At 62.8% G+C, this 14,290-nt stretch carries 20 protein-coding genes; 19 read left to right on the top strand and 1 reads right to left on the bottom strand.

Annotated features, from left to right (window positions below; genetic code table 11):
• From rpsG to tuf, 3 genes are all read left to right on the top strand, one after another.
• Positions 1–471 (top strand): 30S ribosomal protein S7, encoded by a 471-nt coding sequence (rpsG, locus tag QWJ39_RS01555; RefSeq protein WP_026531948.1) that lies wholly within the window; start codon positions 1–3, stop codon positions 469–471.
• Positions 472–540: 69 nt separating this feature from the next.
• On the top strand, positions 541–2,655 hold the full coding sequence (gene fusA / locus QWJ39_RS01550; RefSeq protein WP_290255935.1) for an elongation factor G: 2,115 nt from the start codon (positions 541–543) through the stop codon (positions 2,653–2,655).
• Between the two features lie 240 nt (positions 2,656–2,895).
• Positions 2,896–4,086 (top strand): elongation factor Tu, encoded by a 1,191-nt coding sequence (tuf, locus tag QWJ39_RS01545; RefSeq protein WP_290255934.1) that lies wholly within the window; start codon positions 2,896–2,898, stop codon positions 4,084–4,086.
• A 108-nt stretch (positions 4,087–4,194) separates the two neighbouring features.
• Here tuf and QWJ39_RS01540 read toward each other — a convergent pair whose 3' ends face one another.
• Positions 4,195–5,628: a GH1 family beta-glucosidase gene (locus tag QWJ39_RS01540; RefSeq protein WP_290255933.1), complete on the bottom strand. Its 1,434-nt coding sequence runs from the start codon at positions 5,626–5,628 to the stop codon at positions 4,195–4,197.
• Positions 5,629–6,023: 395 nt separating this feature from the next.
• Between QWJ39_RS01540 and rpsJ the strand changes: the two genes are divergently transcribed.
• The 16 genes from rpsJ to rplF all read left to right on the top strand — a co-directional run bounded on the left by rpsJ (position 6,024) and on the right by rplF (position 14,289).
• Positions 6,024–6,332 carry a 30S ribosomal protein S10 gene (rpsJ, locus tag QWJ39_RS01535; protein WP_003803825.1) on the top strand — a complete coding sequence of 103 codons (309 nt, stop codon included), beginning with the start codon at positions 6,024–6,026 and terminating at the stop codon, positions 6,330–6,332.
• A gap of 17 nt (positions 6,333–6,349) precedes the next feature.
• On the top strand, positions 6,350–7,000 hold the full coding sequence (rplC, locus tag QWJ39_RS01530; RefSeq protein ID WP_290255932.1) for a 50S ribosomal protein L3: 651 nt from the start codon (positions 6,350–6,352) through the stop codon (positions 6,998–7,000).
• 4 nt (positions 7,001–7,004) lie between these two features.
• A complete protein-coding gene (gene rplD, locus QWJ39_RS01525) occupies positions 7,005–7,625 on the top strand; it encodes a 50S ribosomal protein L4 (protein WP_290255931.1) in 621 nt (206 codons plus the stop codon).
• Positions 7,622–7,927 (top strand): 50S ribosomal protein L23, encoded by a 306-nt coding sequence (rplW, locus tag QWJ39_RS01520; RefSeq protein WP_290255930.1) that lies wholly within the window; start codon positions 7,622–7,624, stop codon positions 7,925–7,927. Before rplD ends, rplW begins: the two co-directional genes overlap by 4 nt.
• A 29-nt stretch (positions 7,928–7,956) precedes the next feature.
• Positions 7,957–8,796 (top strand): 50S ribosomal protein L2, encoded by an 840-nt coding sequence (gene rplB, locus QWJ39_RS01515; RefSeq protein WP_290255929.1) that lies wholly within the window; start codon positions 7,957–7,959, stop codon positions 8,794–8,796.
• A gap of 12 nt (positions 8,797–8,808) precedes the next feature.
• The gene (gene rpsS / locus QWJ39_RS01510) at positions 8,809–9,090 is read left to right on the top strand and encodes a 30S ribosomal protein S19 (protein WP_018773666.1); all 282 of its coding nucleotides are present in this window, start codon (positions 8,809–8,811) and stop codon (positions 9,088–9,090) included.
• Positions 9,091–9,128: 38 nt separating this feature from the next.
• The gene (gene rplV, locus QWJ39_RS01505; RefSeq protein ID WP_003803798.1) at positions 9,129–9,494 is read left to right on the top strand and encodes a 50S ribosomal protein L22; all 366 of its coding nucleotides are present in this window, start codon (positions 9,129–9,131) and stop codon (positions 9,492–9,494) included.
• Positions 9,495–10,322 (top strand): 30S ribosomal protein S3, encoded by an 828-nt coding sequence (gene rpsC / locus QWJ39_RS01500; protein ID WP_290255928.1) that lies wholly within the window; start codon positions 9,495–9,497, stop codon positions 10,320–10,322.
• Entirely contained in the window at positions 10,323–10,739 is a 417-nt protein-coding gene (gene rplP / locus QWJ39_RS01495; RefSeq protein WP_056737809.1) for a 50S ribosomal protein L16, read from the top strand.
• Positions 10,740–10,741: 2 nt separating this feature from the next.
• A complete protein-coding gene (gene rpmC / locus QWJ39_RS01490) occupies positions 10,742–11,071 on the top strand; it encodes a 50S ribosomal protein L29 (protein WP_290255927.1) in 330 nt (109 codons plus the stop codon).
• Entirely contained in the window at positions 11,068–11,376 is a 309-nt protein-coding gene (gene rpsQ / locus QWJ39_RS01485) for a 30S ribosomal protein S17 (RefSeq protein ID WP_056737811.1), read from the top strand. Before rpmC ends, rpsQ begins: the two co-directional genes overlap by 4 nt.
• A 568-nt stretch (positions 11,377–11,944) precedes the next feature.
• On the top strand, positions 11,945–12,313 hold the full coding sequence (gene rplN, locus QWJ39_RS01480; protein WP_003803789.1) for a 50S ribosomal protein L14: 369 nt from the start codon (positions 11,945–11,947) through the stop codon (positions 12,311–12,313).
• 3 nt (positions 12,314–12,316) lie between these two features.
• Entirely contained in the window at positions 12,317–12,676 is a 360-nt protein-coding gene (gene rplX / locus QWJ39_RS01475; RefSeq protein WP_290255926.1) for a 50S ribosomal protein L24, read from the top strand.
• Positions 12,676–13,257 carry a 50S ribosomal protein L5 gene (rplE, locus tag QWJ39_RS01470; protein ID WP_290255925.1) on the top strand — a complete coding sequence of 194 codons (582 nt, stop codon included), beginning with the start codon at positions 12,676–12,678 and terminating at the stop codon, positions 13,255–13,257. The genes rplX and rplE overlap by 1 nt, the downstream gene beginning before the upstream one ends.
• 78 nt (positions 13,258–13,335) lie before the next feature.
• The gene (gene rpsH, locus QWJ39_RS01465; protein ID WP_018769139.1) at positions 13,336–13,734 is read left to right on the top strand and encodes a 30S ribosomal protein S8; all 399 of its coding nucleotides are present in this window, start codon (positions 13,336–13,338) and stop codon (positions 13,732–13,734) included.
• An 18-nt stretch (positions 13,735–13,752) separates the two neighbouring features.
• The gene (gene rplF, locus QWJ39_RS01460; protein WP_290255924.1) at positions 13,753–14,289 is read left to right on the top strand and encodes a 50S ribosomal protein L6; all 537 of its coding nucleotides are present in this window, start codon (positions 13,753–13,755) and stop codon (positions 14,287–14,289) included.
• Position 14,290 lies beyond the last annotated feature (1 nt).

The raw sequence follows: 14,290 nt of genomic DNA, 5'->3' as shown, positions 1-14,290 counted from the left end.
ATGCCTCGCAAGGGTCCGGCCCCCAAGCGGCCGCTAGTACTAGATCCCGTTTACGGCTCCCCGCTGGTCACTCAGCTGATCAACAAGGTGCTGGTTGACGGCAAGAAGTCCACCGCAGAGCGCATCGTCTACGGTGCCCTCGAAGGCGCCCGCGCCAAGTCCGGCGGCGACCCCGTTGCAGCCCTCAAGAAGGCCATGGACAACGTCAAGCCTTCCCTCGAGGTTCGCTCCCGCCGTGTCGGTGGCGCAACCTACCAGGTTCCCGTTGAGGTCAAGCCGGGCCGTTCCACGGCCCTGGCCCTCCGCTGGCTGGTCGGTTACTCCAAGGCCCGCCGCGAGAAGACGATGACCGAGCGCCTCCAGAACGAAATCCTGGATGCCTCGAACGGTCTCGGAGCCGCTGTAAAGCGTCGCGAAGACACCCACAAGATGGCCGAGTCCAACAAGGCCTTCGCACACTACCGCTGGTAATACTTCCCGGACGCCGCCGGCTCAACCGGGCCGGCGGCGAACGTGCAGTCCATCCGAAAGGGAGACACCGTGGCACAGGACGTGCTTACCGACCTTAGCAAGGTCCGCAACATCGGCATCATGGCCCACATTGATGCCGGCAAGACCACTACTACCGAGCGCATCCTGTTCTACACGGGTGTGAACCACAAGATCGGCGAGACCCACGACGGCGCGTCGACCACCGACTGGATGGAACAGGAAAAGGAACGCGGCATCACCATCACGTCTGCCGCCGTGACCTGCTTCTGGGAAAACAACCAGATCAACATCATCGACACCCCCGGCCACGTGGACTTCACGGTTGAGGTTGAGCGCTCCCTGCGCGTCCTCGACGGTGCAGTCGCCGTGTTCGATGGCAAGGAAGGCGTGGAGCCGCAGTCCGAGACTGTCTGGCGCCAGGCCGACAAGTACAACGTTCCGCGTATCTGCTTCGTCAACAAGATGGACAAGCTGGGCGCCGACTTCTACTTCACCGTCGACACCATCGTCAGCCGCCTCGGCGCCAAGCCGCTGGTCATGCAGCTGCCGATCGGTGCCGAGAACGACTTCATCGGCGTCGTCGACCTGCTCTACATGCGCTCCCTGGTGTGGCCCGGCGATGCCAAGGGTGACGTGACCATGGGTGCCAAGTACGAGATCCAGGAGATCCCGGCTGACCTCAAGGAAAAGGCCGAGGAGTACCGCAACGCCCTCGTTGAGACCGTTGCCGAGTCCTCCGAAGAGCTCATGGAAAAGTACCTTGAGGGCGAAGAGATCACGATCGACGAGCTCAAGGCCGGCATCCGCAAGATGACGATCAACTCCGAGCTCTACCCGGTCTTCTGTGGCTCCGCGTTCAAGAACCGCGGCGTCCAGCCGATGCTCGACGCCGTCGTGGACTACCTGCCGAACCCGCTTGACGTCCCGCCGATGGTCGGTCACGACCCGCGCGACGAAGAGAAGGAACTGACCCGTAAGCCTTCCGCTGACGAGCCGTTCTCCGCTCTGGCGTTCAAGATCGCCGCGCACCCCTTCTTCGGTCAGCTGACCTTCATCCGCGTGTACTCCGGTCACGTTGAGGCCGGCGCCCAGGTGGTCAACTCCACCAAGGGCAAGAAGGAGCGCATCGGCAAGCTGTTCCAGATGCACGCCAACAAGGAAATGCCGGTTGACGGCGCTACCGCTGGCCACATCTACGCAGCGATCGGCCTGAAGGACACCACCACGGGCGACACCCTGTGCGACGCGTCCAACCAGATCGTCCTCGAGTCCATGAGCTTCCCGGAGCCCGTGATCTCGGTTGCCATCGAGCCGAACACCAAGGGTGACCAGGAGAAGCTCTCCACGGCCATCCAGAAGCTCTCCGCTGAGGACCCGACCTTCCAGGTCTCCCTCAACGAAGACACCGGCCAGACCATCATCGCCGGCATGGGCGAGCTCCACCTGGACATCCTGGTGGACCGCATGCGCCGCGAATTCAAGGTCGAGGCAAACGTGGGCAAGCCCCAGGTCGCCTACCGCGAAACCATCAAGCGTGCTGTGGAGCGTCACGACTACACGCACAAGAAGCAGACCGGTGGTTCGGGCCAGTTCGCAAAGATCCAGATCGCGATCGAGCCGCTGGACACCGCCGAGGGCGAGATGTACGAGTTCGAGAACAAGGTCACCGGTGGCCGCGTTCCGCGCGAATACATTCCTTCGGTTGACGCCGGCATCCAGGACGCGCTCAACGACGGCGTCCTGGCCGGTTACCCGGTTGTCGGTATCAAGGCCACGCTGATTGACGGCGCTTACCACGATGTTGACTCCTCGGAAATGGCGTTCAAGATCGCCGGCCGGATGGCTTTCAAGGAAGCCGCCCGCAAGGCGAACCCTGTCCTGCTTGAACCGCTGATGGATGTCGAGGTCCGCACCCCTGAGGAATACATGGGTGAAGTTATCGGTGACCTCAACTCCCGCCGTGGCCAGATGCAGTCCATGGAGGATGCCCAGGGCGTCAAGGTCATTCGCGCGCACGTTCCGCTGTCCGGCATGTTCGGTTACATCGGTGACCTGCGTTCGAAGACCCAGGGCCGCGCTGTGTACTCCATGACGTTCAACAGCTACGCGGAGGTCCCGAAGGCAGTCGCCGACGAGATCATCCAGAAGAGCCGCGGCGAGTAGTCTCCGGACTGCACGCAGCTGCGACAAAAACTCGGGTGCGTTTCCTCCAGGGGAGATTCACCTTGTGCTGGCGGCCGGACCCGGTCCGGCCGCCAGCACGAACAGGCTCGAGGCACTAGTATTAGTTCCTGAATCTGCAATTTCACCAATCCAAAGCCCCCCAAGTAGACTTACTGGAGTTTCGGCCGCGACAAGCGCGGGCGAAGGGTAAGTCATTTGAAAACGTTCTAGGAGGAACCTGTGGCAAAGGCAAAGTTCGAGCGGACTAAGCCGCACGTTAACATCGGTACCATTGGTCACGTTGACCACGGTAAGACGACGCTGACGGCCGCCATTTCCAAGGTGCTGTACGACAAGTACCCGACTCTCAACGAGAAGCGTGACTTCGCCTCGATTGACTCTGCTCCCGAAGAGCGTCAGCGCGGCATTACCATCAACATCTCCCACGTTGAGTACCAGACCGAGAAGCGTCACTACGCACACGTTGACGCCCCCGGTCACGCTGACTACATCAAGAACATGATCACCGGTGCTGCCCAGATGGACGGCGCAATCCTCGTGGTTGCCGCTACCGACGGCCCGATGGCTCAGACCCGCGAGCACGTTCTGCTCGCCCGCCAGGTTGGTGTTCCCTACCTGCTGGTCGCCCTGAACAAGGCTGACATGGTCGACGACGAAGAGCTCCTCGACCTCGTCGAAATGGAAGTTCGTGAGCTCCTGAGCTCGCAGGGCTTCGATGGCGACAACGCCCCGGTTGTCCGCGTTTCCGGCCTCAAGGCTCTGGAAGGCGACCCGGAGTGGGTCAAGTCCGTTGAGGACCTGATGGAAGCCGTCGACGAGTCCGTTCCGGACCCGGTTCGTGACCGCGACAAGCCGTTCCTGATGCCGATCGAAGACGTCTTCACCATCACCGGCCGTGGCACCGTTGTTACGGGCCGCGCCGAGCGTGGCACCCTCGCCATCAACTCCGAGGTCGAGATCGTCGGCATCCGTCCGGTCCAGAAGACCACGGTTACCGGTATCGAGATGTTCCACAAGCAGCTCGACGAAGCATGGGCCGGCGAGAACTGTGGCCTGCTGCTCCGTGGCCTCAAGCGCGACGATGTCGAGCGTGGCCAGGTTGTCGTCAAGCCGGGTTCCATCACCCCGCACACCGACTTCGAGGCCAACGTCTACATCCTCTCCAAGGACGAAGGCGGACGCCACAACCCGTTCTACTCGAACTACCGCCCGCAGTTCTACTTCCGTACGACGGACGTTACCGGCGTCATCACCCTGCCGGAAGGCACGGAAATGGTTATGCCCGGCGACAACACTGAGATGACCGTTGCGCTCATCCAGCCGATCGCAATGGAAGAGGGCCTCGGCTTCGCTATCCGTGAAGGCGGCCGCACCGTTGGTTCGGGACGTGTCACCAAGATCATCAAGTAATTTGATGGCCTAGCACGATCGCCACGGCTCCCTTCGGAGCCACGATGATCACAACAGCCCCGCTGCACTGCAGCGGGGCTGTTGGCTTTTAAGAACGGTTGAGGGCTGTCAGACACCCCGGCGGCGGGCCCGGCCGAGGGCGCGGTACCAGTAGTAGGACTCCTTGGGCGTCCGCTCCAGGGTCTCGAAGTCCACGTGGACCAGGCCGAAGCGCTGCGAATAGCCGGCGGCCCACTCGAAGTTGTCCATCAGCGTCCAGACGTAGTACCCGAGGAGTTCGACGTCGTGGGCGATGCCGCCGGGAGCGGTCGCCGCCAGTGCCTGGCCCAGGTGGCCCTCAAGGTAGGCGATGCGGCTGGGATCGGGCAGTGTCCCGTCGACATGGTCCGGCTCCGGGAAGCTGGCGCCGCTCTCGGTGATGAAGAGCGGCGGAAGCGCGGCACCGTAACGGTCCTTGAGTCCGCGCAGCAGCGTGCCGAGGTGCTCCGGCGCCACGGGCCAGCCGAAGCCGGTGGTGGGGTACTCGGGGAAAGCGGCCAGGTGGAAAGGCAGCCGTGCCATCGCCTCCGCGGTCCCGGCGGGACTCTCCGCCGGGCCCCGGCCGGCGGCGGCGCGCACCGGGTAGTAGTAGTTCAGTCCGTAGAAATCCAGCGGCTGGTGGATGGTTTCGAGATCCGCGTCGGACACCCGGGACAGGTGGCGGAACCAGGGCCGGGCCGCCAGAGGGGGTGTGGGGTACCGGCCCAGCAGGATCGGGTCAGCGTAGATCCGGTTGAGGGCGAGATCGAAGACTGTGGCCATCAGCCGGTCCAGGAACGAGCCGCTGGCCGGATGCACGGGGGAGTGCAGGTTGGTGACGCCGACCGCCCCGGGGACGCCGGCGGCGCGGAGGGCCTGCACCGCCAGGCCGTGCGCCAGCAGCTGGTGGTGGACGGAGGGTAGGGCGTTGAACAGCAGGTCGCGGCCGGGGGCGTGCACGCCGAGGGCATAGCCGTTCAGCGTCACAGAGGCCGGTTCGTTCAGGGTCACCCAGTGGGAGACGCGGTCGCCGAACCGGTCGGCCGACGCGGCGGCGTACTCGCCGAAGCGGAGGGCCGTGTCCCGGTTCATCCAGCCGCCGCGGTGCTCCAGTGGCAGGGGGGTGTCCCAGTGGTAGAGGGTGGCCATGGGGGCGATGCCCGCGGCCAGCAGCCGGTCGATCAGCCGGTCGTAAAAGTCCAGGCCGGCCGGATTGACCGGTCCCGTTCCGTCCGGCTGGATCCGCGGCCAGGAGAGCGAGAAGCGGTAGGAGTCGACGCCGAGGTCCCGCATGAGGTCCACGTCGTCGTCCATGCGGTGGTAGTGGTCGCAGGCGACGGCGGGGGAGTGGCCGTCCTGGATGGTCCCGGGTTTCTCGGCGAAGGCATCCCAGCCGGAGGGGCCGCGGCCGCCGGCGGACAGGGCGCCCTCGATCTGGAAGGCCGCGGAGGCCACCCCCAGGAGGAAGCCCTCGGGGAGGCGTTCGGCGAGGTCGCGGACGGCGGCGGAGTCCTGCACGGTCATCACCACATCCTCGTCCGCGCAGGCGCCGAAGGCAACGGATCGGCGGCCGTAAATCCAGCCAATTGGCGTCTGCCCGATATTTCCGGCATACTAGATGAGTTGTTCAAGCGCTCTTTCGCGTCCCGATCCGGATAATGCCGGGTGTCAGGGTCCAGGTAAGAGCCCAAACATAACCCACTCTCCAAGGAATTGCGGACGAGTACGCGCGCACAGCGCGACACGCCCGACCGCGGGGGTCGGTTGCGCCGGCAGGTTGAGGAACCCGGATTCATCCGGATTCAGCTTGTGCGGCGGGTGGTGGTTACGACCTCAAATGCTTCGGCAGCCGCACAACACGTAAGTGAACAGGGCAGCCCTAATCAGGGGAAGCACAGACTGAAAGAGAGTCAGGCGACATGGCGGGACAAAAAATCCGCATCCGGCTGAAGTCATACGACCACGAGGTCATTGACGTTTCAGCACGGAAGATCGTTGAGACGGTCACGCGCGCAGGCGCAACTGTAGTTGGCCCCGTGCCGCTGCCGACGGAGAAGAACGTGTACTGCGTTATCCGCTCTCCGCACAAGTACAAGGACAGCCGCGAGCACTTCGAAATGCGCACGCACAAGCGTCTTATCGACATCATCGACCCCACGCCCAAGGCTGTTGACTCGCTCATGCGTCTCGACCTGCCGGCCGACGTGAACATCGAAATCAAGCTGTAGGGAGGTGCTGAGAGACTATGACCGCAACCCGTAACGTAAAGGGCCTGCTGGGCACGAAGCTCGGCATGACCCAGGTCTGGGACGAGAACAACAAGCTCATCCCCGTCACTGTGGTCCAGGCAGACTCGAACGTCGTCACCCAGCTGCGCAACGCAGAGGCTGATGGCTACGTCGCCGTTCAGATCGGCTACGGCCAGATCGACCCCCGCAAGGTCACCAAGCCGCTGGCTGGTCACTTTGAAAAGGCGGGCGTCACGCCTCGCCGCCACGTCGTCGAACTGCGCACTGCAGATGCCGACTCTTACGAGCTGGGCCAGGAGCTCTCCGTTGAGCTCTTCGAAGCCGGCCAGAAGATCGACGTCGTCGGCACCACCAAGGGTAAGGGCTTCGCCGGTGTTATGAAGCGTCACGGCTTCCACGGCGTTGGAGCTTCCCACGGTGCTCACAAGAACCACCGTAAGCCCGGTTCAATCGGTGGCGCATCCACCCCGAGCCGCGTCTTCAAGGGCATGAAAATGGCCGGCCGCATGGGCGCCGTTCGTCACACCACGCTGAACCTCACGGTCCACGCGGTTGACGTCGAGAAGTCGCTGCTCCTTATCAAGGGTGCCGTTCCCGGCGCCCGCGGCCAGGTCGTCCTCGTACGCACCGCCGTGAAGGGAGCCTAGTTCAATGACTAGCACTGTCAAGGTTGACCTGCCTGCAGAGATCTTCGACGTTCAGACCAACGTGCCGCTGCTGCACCAGGTCGTCGTCGCACAGCTCGCTGCTGCTCGCCAGGGTACCCACAAGACCAAGACCCGCGCCGAGGTTTCCGGTGCCGGTCGCAAGCCGTTCAAGCAGAAGGGCACCGGCCGCGCCCGTCAGGGTTCCATCCGCGCTCCTCACATGACCGGTGGTGGCATCGTCCACGGCCCGACGCCGCGTGACTACAGCCAGCGCACCCCCAAGAAGATGATTGCTGCTGCACTGCGCGGCGCTCTCTCTGACCGCGCCCGCAACGGCCGCGTCCACGTCGTCGCTGAACTGGTTGCCGGCTCCAAGCCGTCCTCCCGTGAAGCACTGGCAACGCTGCGTGGCGTCTCCGAGCGCAAGAACCTGCTCGTCGTCATCGACCGCGCCAACGACGTTGCTGCACTTTCCGTGCGCAACCTCCAGGACGTTCACGTTCTGTACGCAGACCAGCTGAACACCTACGACGTGCTCGTTTCTGACGACGTAGTCTTCACCAAGGCCGCCTACGACGCATTCGTTGCGGACAAGGCTGCAAAGACCGAGGAGGATGCCAAGTGAGCGCAGCCACCATCAAAGACCCGCGCGACGTCGTCCTGGCGCCCGTCGTCTCGGAAAAGAGCTACGGCCTGATCGACGAGGGCAAGTACACCTTCCTGGTGGACCCCCGCTCGAGCAAGACCGAGATCAAGCTGGCCGTGGAGAAGATCTTCTCCGTCAAGGTCGACTCGATCAACACCATCAACCGTGCCGGTAAGCGCAAGCGGACCAAATTCGGATGGGGCACCCGCAAGAGCACCAAGCGTGCGATTGTCAGCCTCAAAGAAGGCACTATCGACATCTTCGGCGGTCCGCTCTCGTAGCGGAGACCACTTTAACGAGGAAATAAATTATGGGAATCCGTAAATACAAGCCGACTACCCCGGGCCGTCGTGGCTCGAGCGTAGCGGACTTCACCGAAATCACGCGGTCGACGCCGGAAAAGTCGTTGGTTCGTCCCCTCCCGAAAAAGGGTGGACGTAACAACACCGGTAAGATCACGACCCGTCACAAGGGTGGTGGACACAAGCGTCAGTACCGTCTGATCGACTTCCGTCGCCACGACAAGGACGGCGTCAACGCCCGCGTTGCCGAAATCGAGTACGATCCGAACCGCACGGCTCGCATCGCCCTCCTGCACTACGTTGATGGCACCAAGCGTTACATCATCGCCCCGAACAAGCTGGCCCAGGGTGACACCGTGGAAGCAGGTGCCGACGCTGACATCAAGCCCGGCAACAACCTGCCGCTGCGCAACATCCCGGTCGGTACCGTGATCCACGCAGTTGAACTGCGTCCGGGTGGCGGCGCCAAGATGGGCCGCTCCGCCGGCGCATCGATCCAGCTCGTCGCCAAGGAAGGCCGTTACGCCCAGCTGCGTCTGCCCTCCGGCGAAATCCGCAACGTTGACGTGCGCTGCCGCGCCACCGTCGGCGAGGTTGGCAACGCCGAGCAGTCGAACATCAACTGGGGCAAGGCCGGCCGTATGCGCTGGAAGGGCGTCCGCCCGACCGTCCGTGGTGTCGCCATGAACCCGGTTGACCACCCGCACGGTGGTGGTGAGGGTAAGACCTCCGGTGGTCGTAACCCCGTCAACCCCAACGGTAAGCGCGAAGGCCGCACCCGCCGTCCCAACAAAGAGAGCGACAAGCTTATTGTTCGTCGCCGTCGTACTGGCAAGAACAAGCGATAGGAGCCTGGACACATGCCACGCAGCCTGAAAAAAGGTCCTTTCGTTGACCAGCACCTCTTTGTGAAGGTAGCCAGGGAAAACGAAAAGGGCACCAAGAACGTCATCAAGACCTGGTCCCGCCGTTCGATGATCGTCCCCGACATGCTCGGCCACACGATCGCCGTGCACGACGGACGCAAGCACATCCCGGTGTTTGTCACTGAGTCGATGGTCGGGCACAAGCTCGGCGAATTCGCTCCCACGCGGACTTTCCGCGGCCATGTCAAGGACGACCGTAAGGGCAAGCGCCGCTAGGCGCCTGCACTTACGTCAAAGACGAGAGAAGGAAAGCAATGGAAGCCAAGGCAATTGCGCGTCACATCCGCGTAACGCCTATGAAGGCCCGGCGCGTCGTCAACCTTGTTCGTGGGAAGCAAGCGAACGAGGCTCTGGCAATTCTGAAGTTTGCCCCGCAGGCAGCTTCTGAGCCGGTATTCAAGGTAGTTCAGTCGGCAATCTCCAACGCCCGGGTCCTCGCGGACCGCGACGGCGTGGCGTTTGACGAAGGTGACCTCATCATCAGCGAAGCGTTTGTTGATGAAGGCCCGACCATGAAGCGGTTCCAGCCGCGCGCCCAGGGTCGTGCATTTCAGATCAAGAAGCGCACGAGCCACATCACCGTGGTAGTCGCTACCCCGGAGAAAGAGGAGGCTCGCTAAGTGGGACAGAAAGTAAACCCGCACGGGTTCCGACTCGGCATCACCACCGATCACGTATCGCACTGGTTCGCCGACAGCACCAAGTCCGGCCAGCGGTACAAGGACTTCGTCCGCGAAGACATCCGTATCCGTCAGCTCATGTCCACGGGCATGGAGCGCGCCGGTATCGCCAAGGTTGAGATCGAGCGCACCCGCGACCGTGTCCGCGTGGATATCCACACGGCTCGTCCGGGCATCGTGATCGGCCGCCGCGGCGCCGAAGCAGACCGCATCCGCGGCGAGCTCGAAAAGCTGACCGGCAAGCAGGTCCAGCTGAACATCCTCGAGGTCAAGAACCCCGAGATGGAAGCCCAGCTTGTTGCCCAGGGCGTTGCTGAGCAGCTGACTTCCCGCGTGGCCTTCCGCCGCGCGATGAAGAAGGCCATGCAGTCCGCGCAGCGTGCCGGTGCCAAGGGCATCCGTATCGCCTGCTCGGGTCGACTGGGTGGCGCTGAAATGTCCCGCTCGGAGTTCTACCGCGAAGGCCGTGTGCCCCTGCACACCCTCCGCGCGAACATCGACTACGGCTTCTACGAGGCCAAGACCACCTTCGGCCGCATCGGCGTGAAGGTCTGGATCTACAAGGGTGACGTCACCGCCAAGGAACTGGCCCAGCAGGCTGCTGCTGCCCCGTCCCGCGGCCGCGCCGGCGACCGTCCGGGCCGTCCCGGTGGCGCCGACCGTGGTGACCGCCGTCGTCGTAACGACCGTCCGGCCGCCGACGCAGCTCCTGCTGCCGAGGCTCCGGCAGAGGCGGCTCCGGCCGCTGCAGAAGGAGGACAGGCTTAAATGCTTATCCCACGTCGAGTCAAGCACCGTAAGCAGCACCACCCGGGTCGTTCCGGCGCTGCCACGGGTGGCACCGAGGTTTCGTTCGGTGAGTGGGGTATCCAGGCTCTGAGCCCGGCATACGTCACGAACCGTCAGATCGAATCCGCCCGTATCGCGATGACCCGCCACATCAAGCGTGGCGGCAAGGTCTGGATCAACATCTACCCGGACCGTCCGCTGACCAAGAAGCCGGCCGAAACCCGCATGGGTTCCGGTAAGGGTTCGCCGGAATGGTGGGTCTCCAACGTCAAGCCGGGCCGGGTTCTCTTCGAACTCTCCGGTGTCAATGAAGAGGTAGCTCGCGAGGCCCTGCGCCTGGCAATCCACAAGCTGCCGTTGAAGGCACGCATTGTGCGTCGCGAAGGTGGTGAATAGAAATGGCAGTAGGGTCGAAGGAACTCGCACCCAAGCAGCTGGACGGTTTCGACAACGAGCGTCTCGTTGAGGAACTCCGCAAGGCGAAGGAAGAGCTGTTCAACCTGCGTTTCCAGTCCGCCACCGGACAGCTGGAGAACCACGGTCGTCTGCGCGCGGTAAAGAAGGACATCGCACGCATCTACACCGTTCTCCGCGAACGCGAGCTGGGCATTCGTGCCGAGGTTGCCGCACCGGTTGTGGAAGCCAAGGAAGAAAAGAAGTCCAAGAAGGCTGCAACCAAGAAGGCTGACAAGGCCGACGAGGTTGAGACCGAGGAGGACGCCAAGTGAGTGAAAAGGACGAGAACGTGACGGAAACTGTTTCCGACGCTGCCAAGGCTGACGAGCGCGGTTACCGCAAGACGAAGCGCGGCTACGTCGTCTCGGACAAGATGGAAAAGACCATCGTTGTCCAGGTCGAAGACCGCGTGAAGCACGCGCTCTACGGCAAGGTCATGCGGCGCAACACCAAGATCAAGGCTCACGACGAAGAGAACAGCGCCGGCATCGGCGACCTGGTTCTCCTCGCCGAGACTCGCCCGCTCTCCGCTACCAAGCGGTGGCGCCTGGTCGAGATCCTCGAAAAGGCCAAGTAGCACCTGCTGCCTCCCCGTCAGGGGAACCGGCTAGGAAACCCCCGTTCCCGTCTGGGAGCGGGGGTTTCGCCGTTCCCGGGGGAGCGGCCGCAACACCGTGGGACGCTCCCTCACTTCTGGTGCGTTTCCGTGGGACGCTCCCTCACTTCTGGTGCGCTCCTGCGGGACGCCCCCGCTTTTGCGGTGCGTTGCTGCAGGACCCCGAGGCGGATGTGAGGGAGCGTCGGGGGAGAGCGCACCGGACGTGAGGGATCGTCGGGGGAGAGCGCGCCGGATGCTTGGGGGAGGCCGTCGGCTGTGATATGGGGATCTGCCGGAATCGTGCTAAGATATTGAGTTTGTATGGCGCCTTTCGTGTGCCATCGTCAACCTCGTAAACAATCGTGCCACGGCATAGTGCATGCCCGCGCCTCAGGGCGCACGGGATGCAACTGCTTTTGGCACGGGCGTTTAGGCCTGGTCTGGCAAAATCCAGGCAGGTCAAGAGACACCCCGATCAACCGTTCCGCAAGGCTCATTCCGTAGCAAGATCACGGCCTGAGAACCGGCGCGACGCAAGGAGTAAATAGTGATTCAGCAGGAGTCGCGACTCAAGGTCGCCGACAACACGGGTGCTAAGGAAATCCTTACCATTCGCGTTCTCGGTGGATCCGGTCGTCGCTACGCAGGCATCGGCGACGTCATCGTCGCCACCGTCAAGGATGCAATCCCGGGCGGCAACGTAAAGAAGGGCGATGTCGTCAAGGCTGTCATCGTCCGCACCAAGAAGGAACGCCGCCGTGCGGATGGTTCCTACATCAAGTTTGACGAGAACGCAGCTGTGATCCTGAAGAACGACGGTGACCCCCGCGGTACCCGTATCTTCGGACCGGTTGGTCGTGAACTGCGCGACAAGAAGTTCATGAAGATCGTTTCTCTGGCTCCGGAGGTGCTCTAGTCCATGGCTAAGATCAAGAAGGGTGACCTCGTTCAGGTCATCACTGGCGCCAAGGCTGAGCGCGGCGGCGACCGCGGCAAGCAGGGCAAGGTCCTGCGCGTGTTCCCCGAGACCAACCGCGTGCTGGTCGAAGGCATAAACCGCGTCACCAAGCACACCAAGGTCGGTCAGTCGCAGCGCGGCACCAAGACCGGTGGCATCGAGGTCGTTGAGGCCCCGATCCACATCTCCAACGTGGCCCTGGTTGACCCCTCCACCAAGAAGCCCACGCGCGTCGGTTTCCGCACCGAGACCGTTGAGCGCGATGGCGTGAAGCGCGAAGTGCGCGTCCGCGTGGCCAAGAGCTCAGGGAAGGACATCTAATGACTGAGACTCTCGAGACTCCGGCTAGCAAGATCGTTCCTCGTCTGAAGACCAAGTACGCCGATTCCATCAAGAGCGCGCTCGTTGAGGAATTCAAGTACGACAACGTCAACCAGGTTCCCCGCCTGGTGAAGGTCGTTGTGAACATGGGTGTTGGAGATGCCGCCAAGGACTCCAAGCTGATCGACGGCGCCGTCCGCGACCTGACCCTGATCACCGGCCAGAAGCCGCAGGTCACCAAGGCCCGCAAGTCGATCGCACAGTTCAAGCTGCGCGAAGGCATGCCGATTGGTGCGCACGCCACCCTCCGTGGCGACCGCATGTGGGAATTCCTGGACCGCCTTGTCACGCTGGCTCTGCCGCGTATCCGGGACTTCCGGGGCCTCAGCGGCAAGCAGTTTGATGGCAACGGCAACTACACCTTCGGTCTGACCGAGCAGGTTATGTTCCACGAGATCGACCAGGATTCCATCGACCGCGTTCGCGGTATGGACATCACCGTCGTGACCACTGCCAAGACCGACGACGAAGGCCGCGCGCTGCTCAAGGCGCTGGGCTTCCCGTTCAAGACCGAAGACTAATCCAGCTACATAAAAGGTCCGCACGCCAGTCACTAGGCCGGCAGCGGAAACCGTTATGAGGAAGGGCAAGAGCCCACCATGACTATGACAGATCCTGTCGCAGATATGCTTACGCGTCTGCGCAACGCAAACTCGGCATACCACGATTCCGTGTCTATGCCTTACAGCAAGCTCAAGGCTCGCGTCGCCGACATCCTTAAGGCAGAAGGCTTCATCGCCGGCTGGAAGGAAGAAGACGCGGAGGTCGGCAAGAAGCTGACCCTCGAGCTCAAGTTCGGTCCGAACCGCGAGCGTTCCATCGCCGGTGTTCGCCGTATCTCCAAGCCGGGTCTCCGCGTTTACGCGAAGTCCACCAACCTGCCGCACGTGCTGGGTGGCCTGGGTATCGCAATCCTGTCCACCTCTTCCGGCCTCCTGACTGACAAGCAGGCCGGCAAGAAGGGCGTGGGCGGCGAAGTCCTCGCGTACGTCTGGTAACGGGAAAGGAAGAGAATAATGTCACGTATTGGACGTCTCCCCATCACCGTTCCTGCCGGCGTTGAGGTCAAGGTTGACGGCTCTGTCGTCTCCGTCAAGGGTTCCAAGGGAGAGCTGAGCCACACCGTGCCCAGCCCGATCGAGGTCGCCCTGGAAGATGGCACCCTGACCGTCAGCCGCCCGAACGACGAGCGCGCCTCCCGTTCGCTGCACGGCCTGACCCGCACCCTGATCGCCAACATGATCCAGGGTGTCACCGCAGGCTACGAGAAGAAGCTTGAGATTGTCGGTACCGGTTACCGCGTCCAGGCCAAGGGTTCTGACCTGGAGTTCGCTCTGGGCTACAGCCACCCGGTCAACGTCTCGGCTCCGAACGGCATCACCTTTGCAGTTGAGACCCCGACGAAGCTCTCTGTTTCAGGTATCTCCAAGCAGCAGGTCGGCGAAGTTGCTGCCAACATTCGCAAGCTGCGGAAGCCCGACCCGTACAAGGGCAAGGGTATCCGCTACGCCGGCGAGGTCATCCGCCGCAAGGTCGGAAAGGCTGGTAAGTAAC

The sequence above is a fragment of the Arthrobacter sp. YD4 genome (genome assembly GCF_030410515.1).
Taxonomy (GTDB): domain Bacteria; phylum Actinomycetota; class Actinomycetes; order Actinomycetales; family Micrococcaceae; genus Arthrobacter.
The sequence above is the reverse complement of the archived record's forward strand: the minus strand, read 5'-3'. Positions and strand labels throughout refer to the sequence as shown.

What these genes read in the sequence shown, in the direction of transcription:
- rpsG (WP_026531948.1), top strand. Translation starts at nt 1, where the DNA reads ATGCCTCGCAAGGGTCCGGCCCCCAAGCGGCCGCTAGTACTAGATCCC.
- QWJ39_RS01540 (WP_290255933.1), bottom strand. Translation starts at nt 5,628, where the DNA reads ATGACCGTGCAGGACTCCGCCGCCGTCCGCGACCTCGCCGAACGCCTC.
- rpsJ (WP_003803825.1), top strand. Translation starts at nt 6,024, where the DNA reads ATGGCGGGACAAAAAATCCGCATCCGGCTGAAGTCATACGACCACGAG.
- rplC (WP_290255932.1), top strand. Translation starts at nt 6,350, where the DNA reads ATGACCGCAACCCGTAACGTAAAGGGCCTGCTGGGCACGAAGCTCGGC.
- rplD (WP_290255931.1), top strand. Translation starts at nt 7,005, where the DNA reads ATGACTAGCACTGTCAAGGTTGACCTGCCTGCAGAGATCTTCGACGTT.
- rplB (WP_290255929.1), top strand. Translation starts at nt 7,957, where the DNA reads ATGGGAATCCGTAAATACAAGCCGACTACCCCGGGCCGTCGTGGCTCG.
- rpsS (WP_018773666.1), top strand. Translation starts at nt 8,809, where the DNA reads ATGCCACGCAGCCTGAAAAAAGGTCCTTTCGTTGACCAGCACCTCTTT.
- rplV (WP_003803798.1), top strand. Translation starts at nt 9,129, where the DNA reads ATGGAAGCCAAGGCAATTGCGCGTCACATCCGCGTAACGCCTATGAAG.
- rplP (WP_056737809.1), top strand. Translation starts at nt 10,323, where the DNA reads ATGCTTATCCCACGTCGAGTCAAGCACCGTAAGCAGCACCACCCGGGT.
- rpmC (WP_290255927.1), top strand. Translation starts at nt 10,742, where the DNA reads ATGGCAGTAGGGTCGAAGGAACTCGCACCCAAGCAGCTGGACGGTTTC.
- rplX (WP_290255926.1), top strand. Translation starts at nt 12,317, where the DNA reads ATGGCTAAGATCAAGAAGGGTGACCTCGTTCAGGTCATCACTGGCGCC.
- rplE (WP_290255925.1), top strand. Translation starts at nt 12,676, where the DNA reads ATGACTGAGACTCTCGAGACTCCGGCTAGCAAGATCGTTCCTCGTCTG.
- rpsH (WP_018769139.1), top strand. Translation starts at nt 13,336, where the DNA reads ATGACTATGACAGATCCTGTCGCAGATATGCTTACGCGTCTGCGCAAC.
- rplF (WP_290255924.1), top strand. Translation starts at nt 13,753, where the DNA reads ATGTCACGTATTGGACGTCTCCCCATCACCGTTCCTGCCGGCGTTGAG.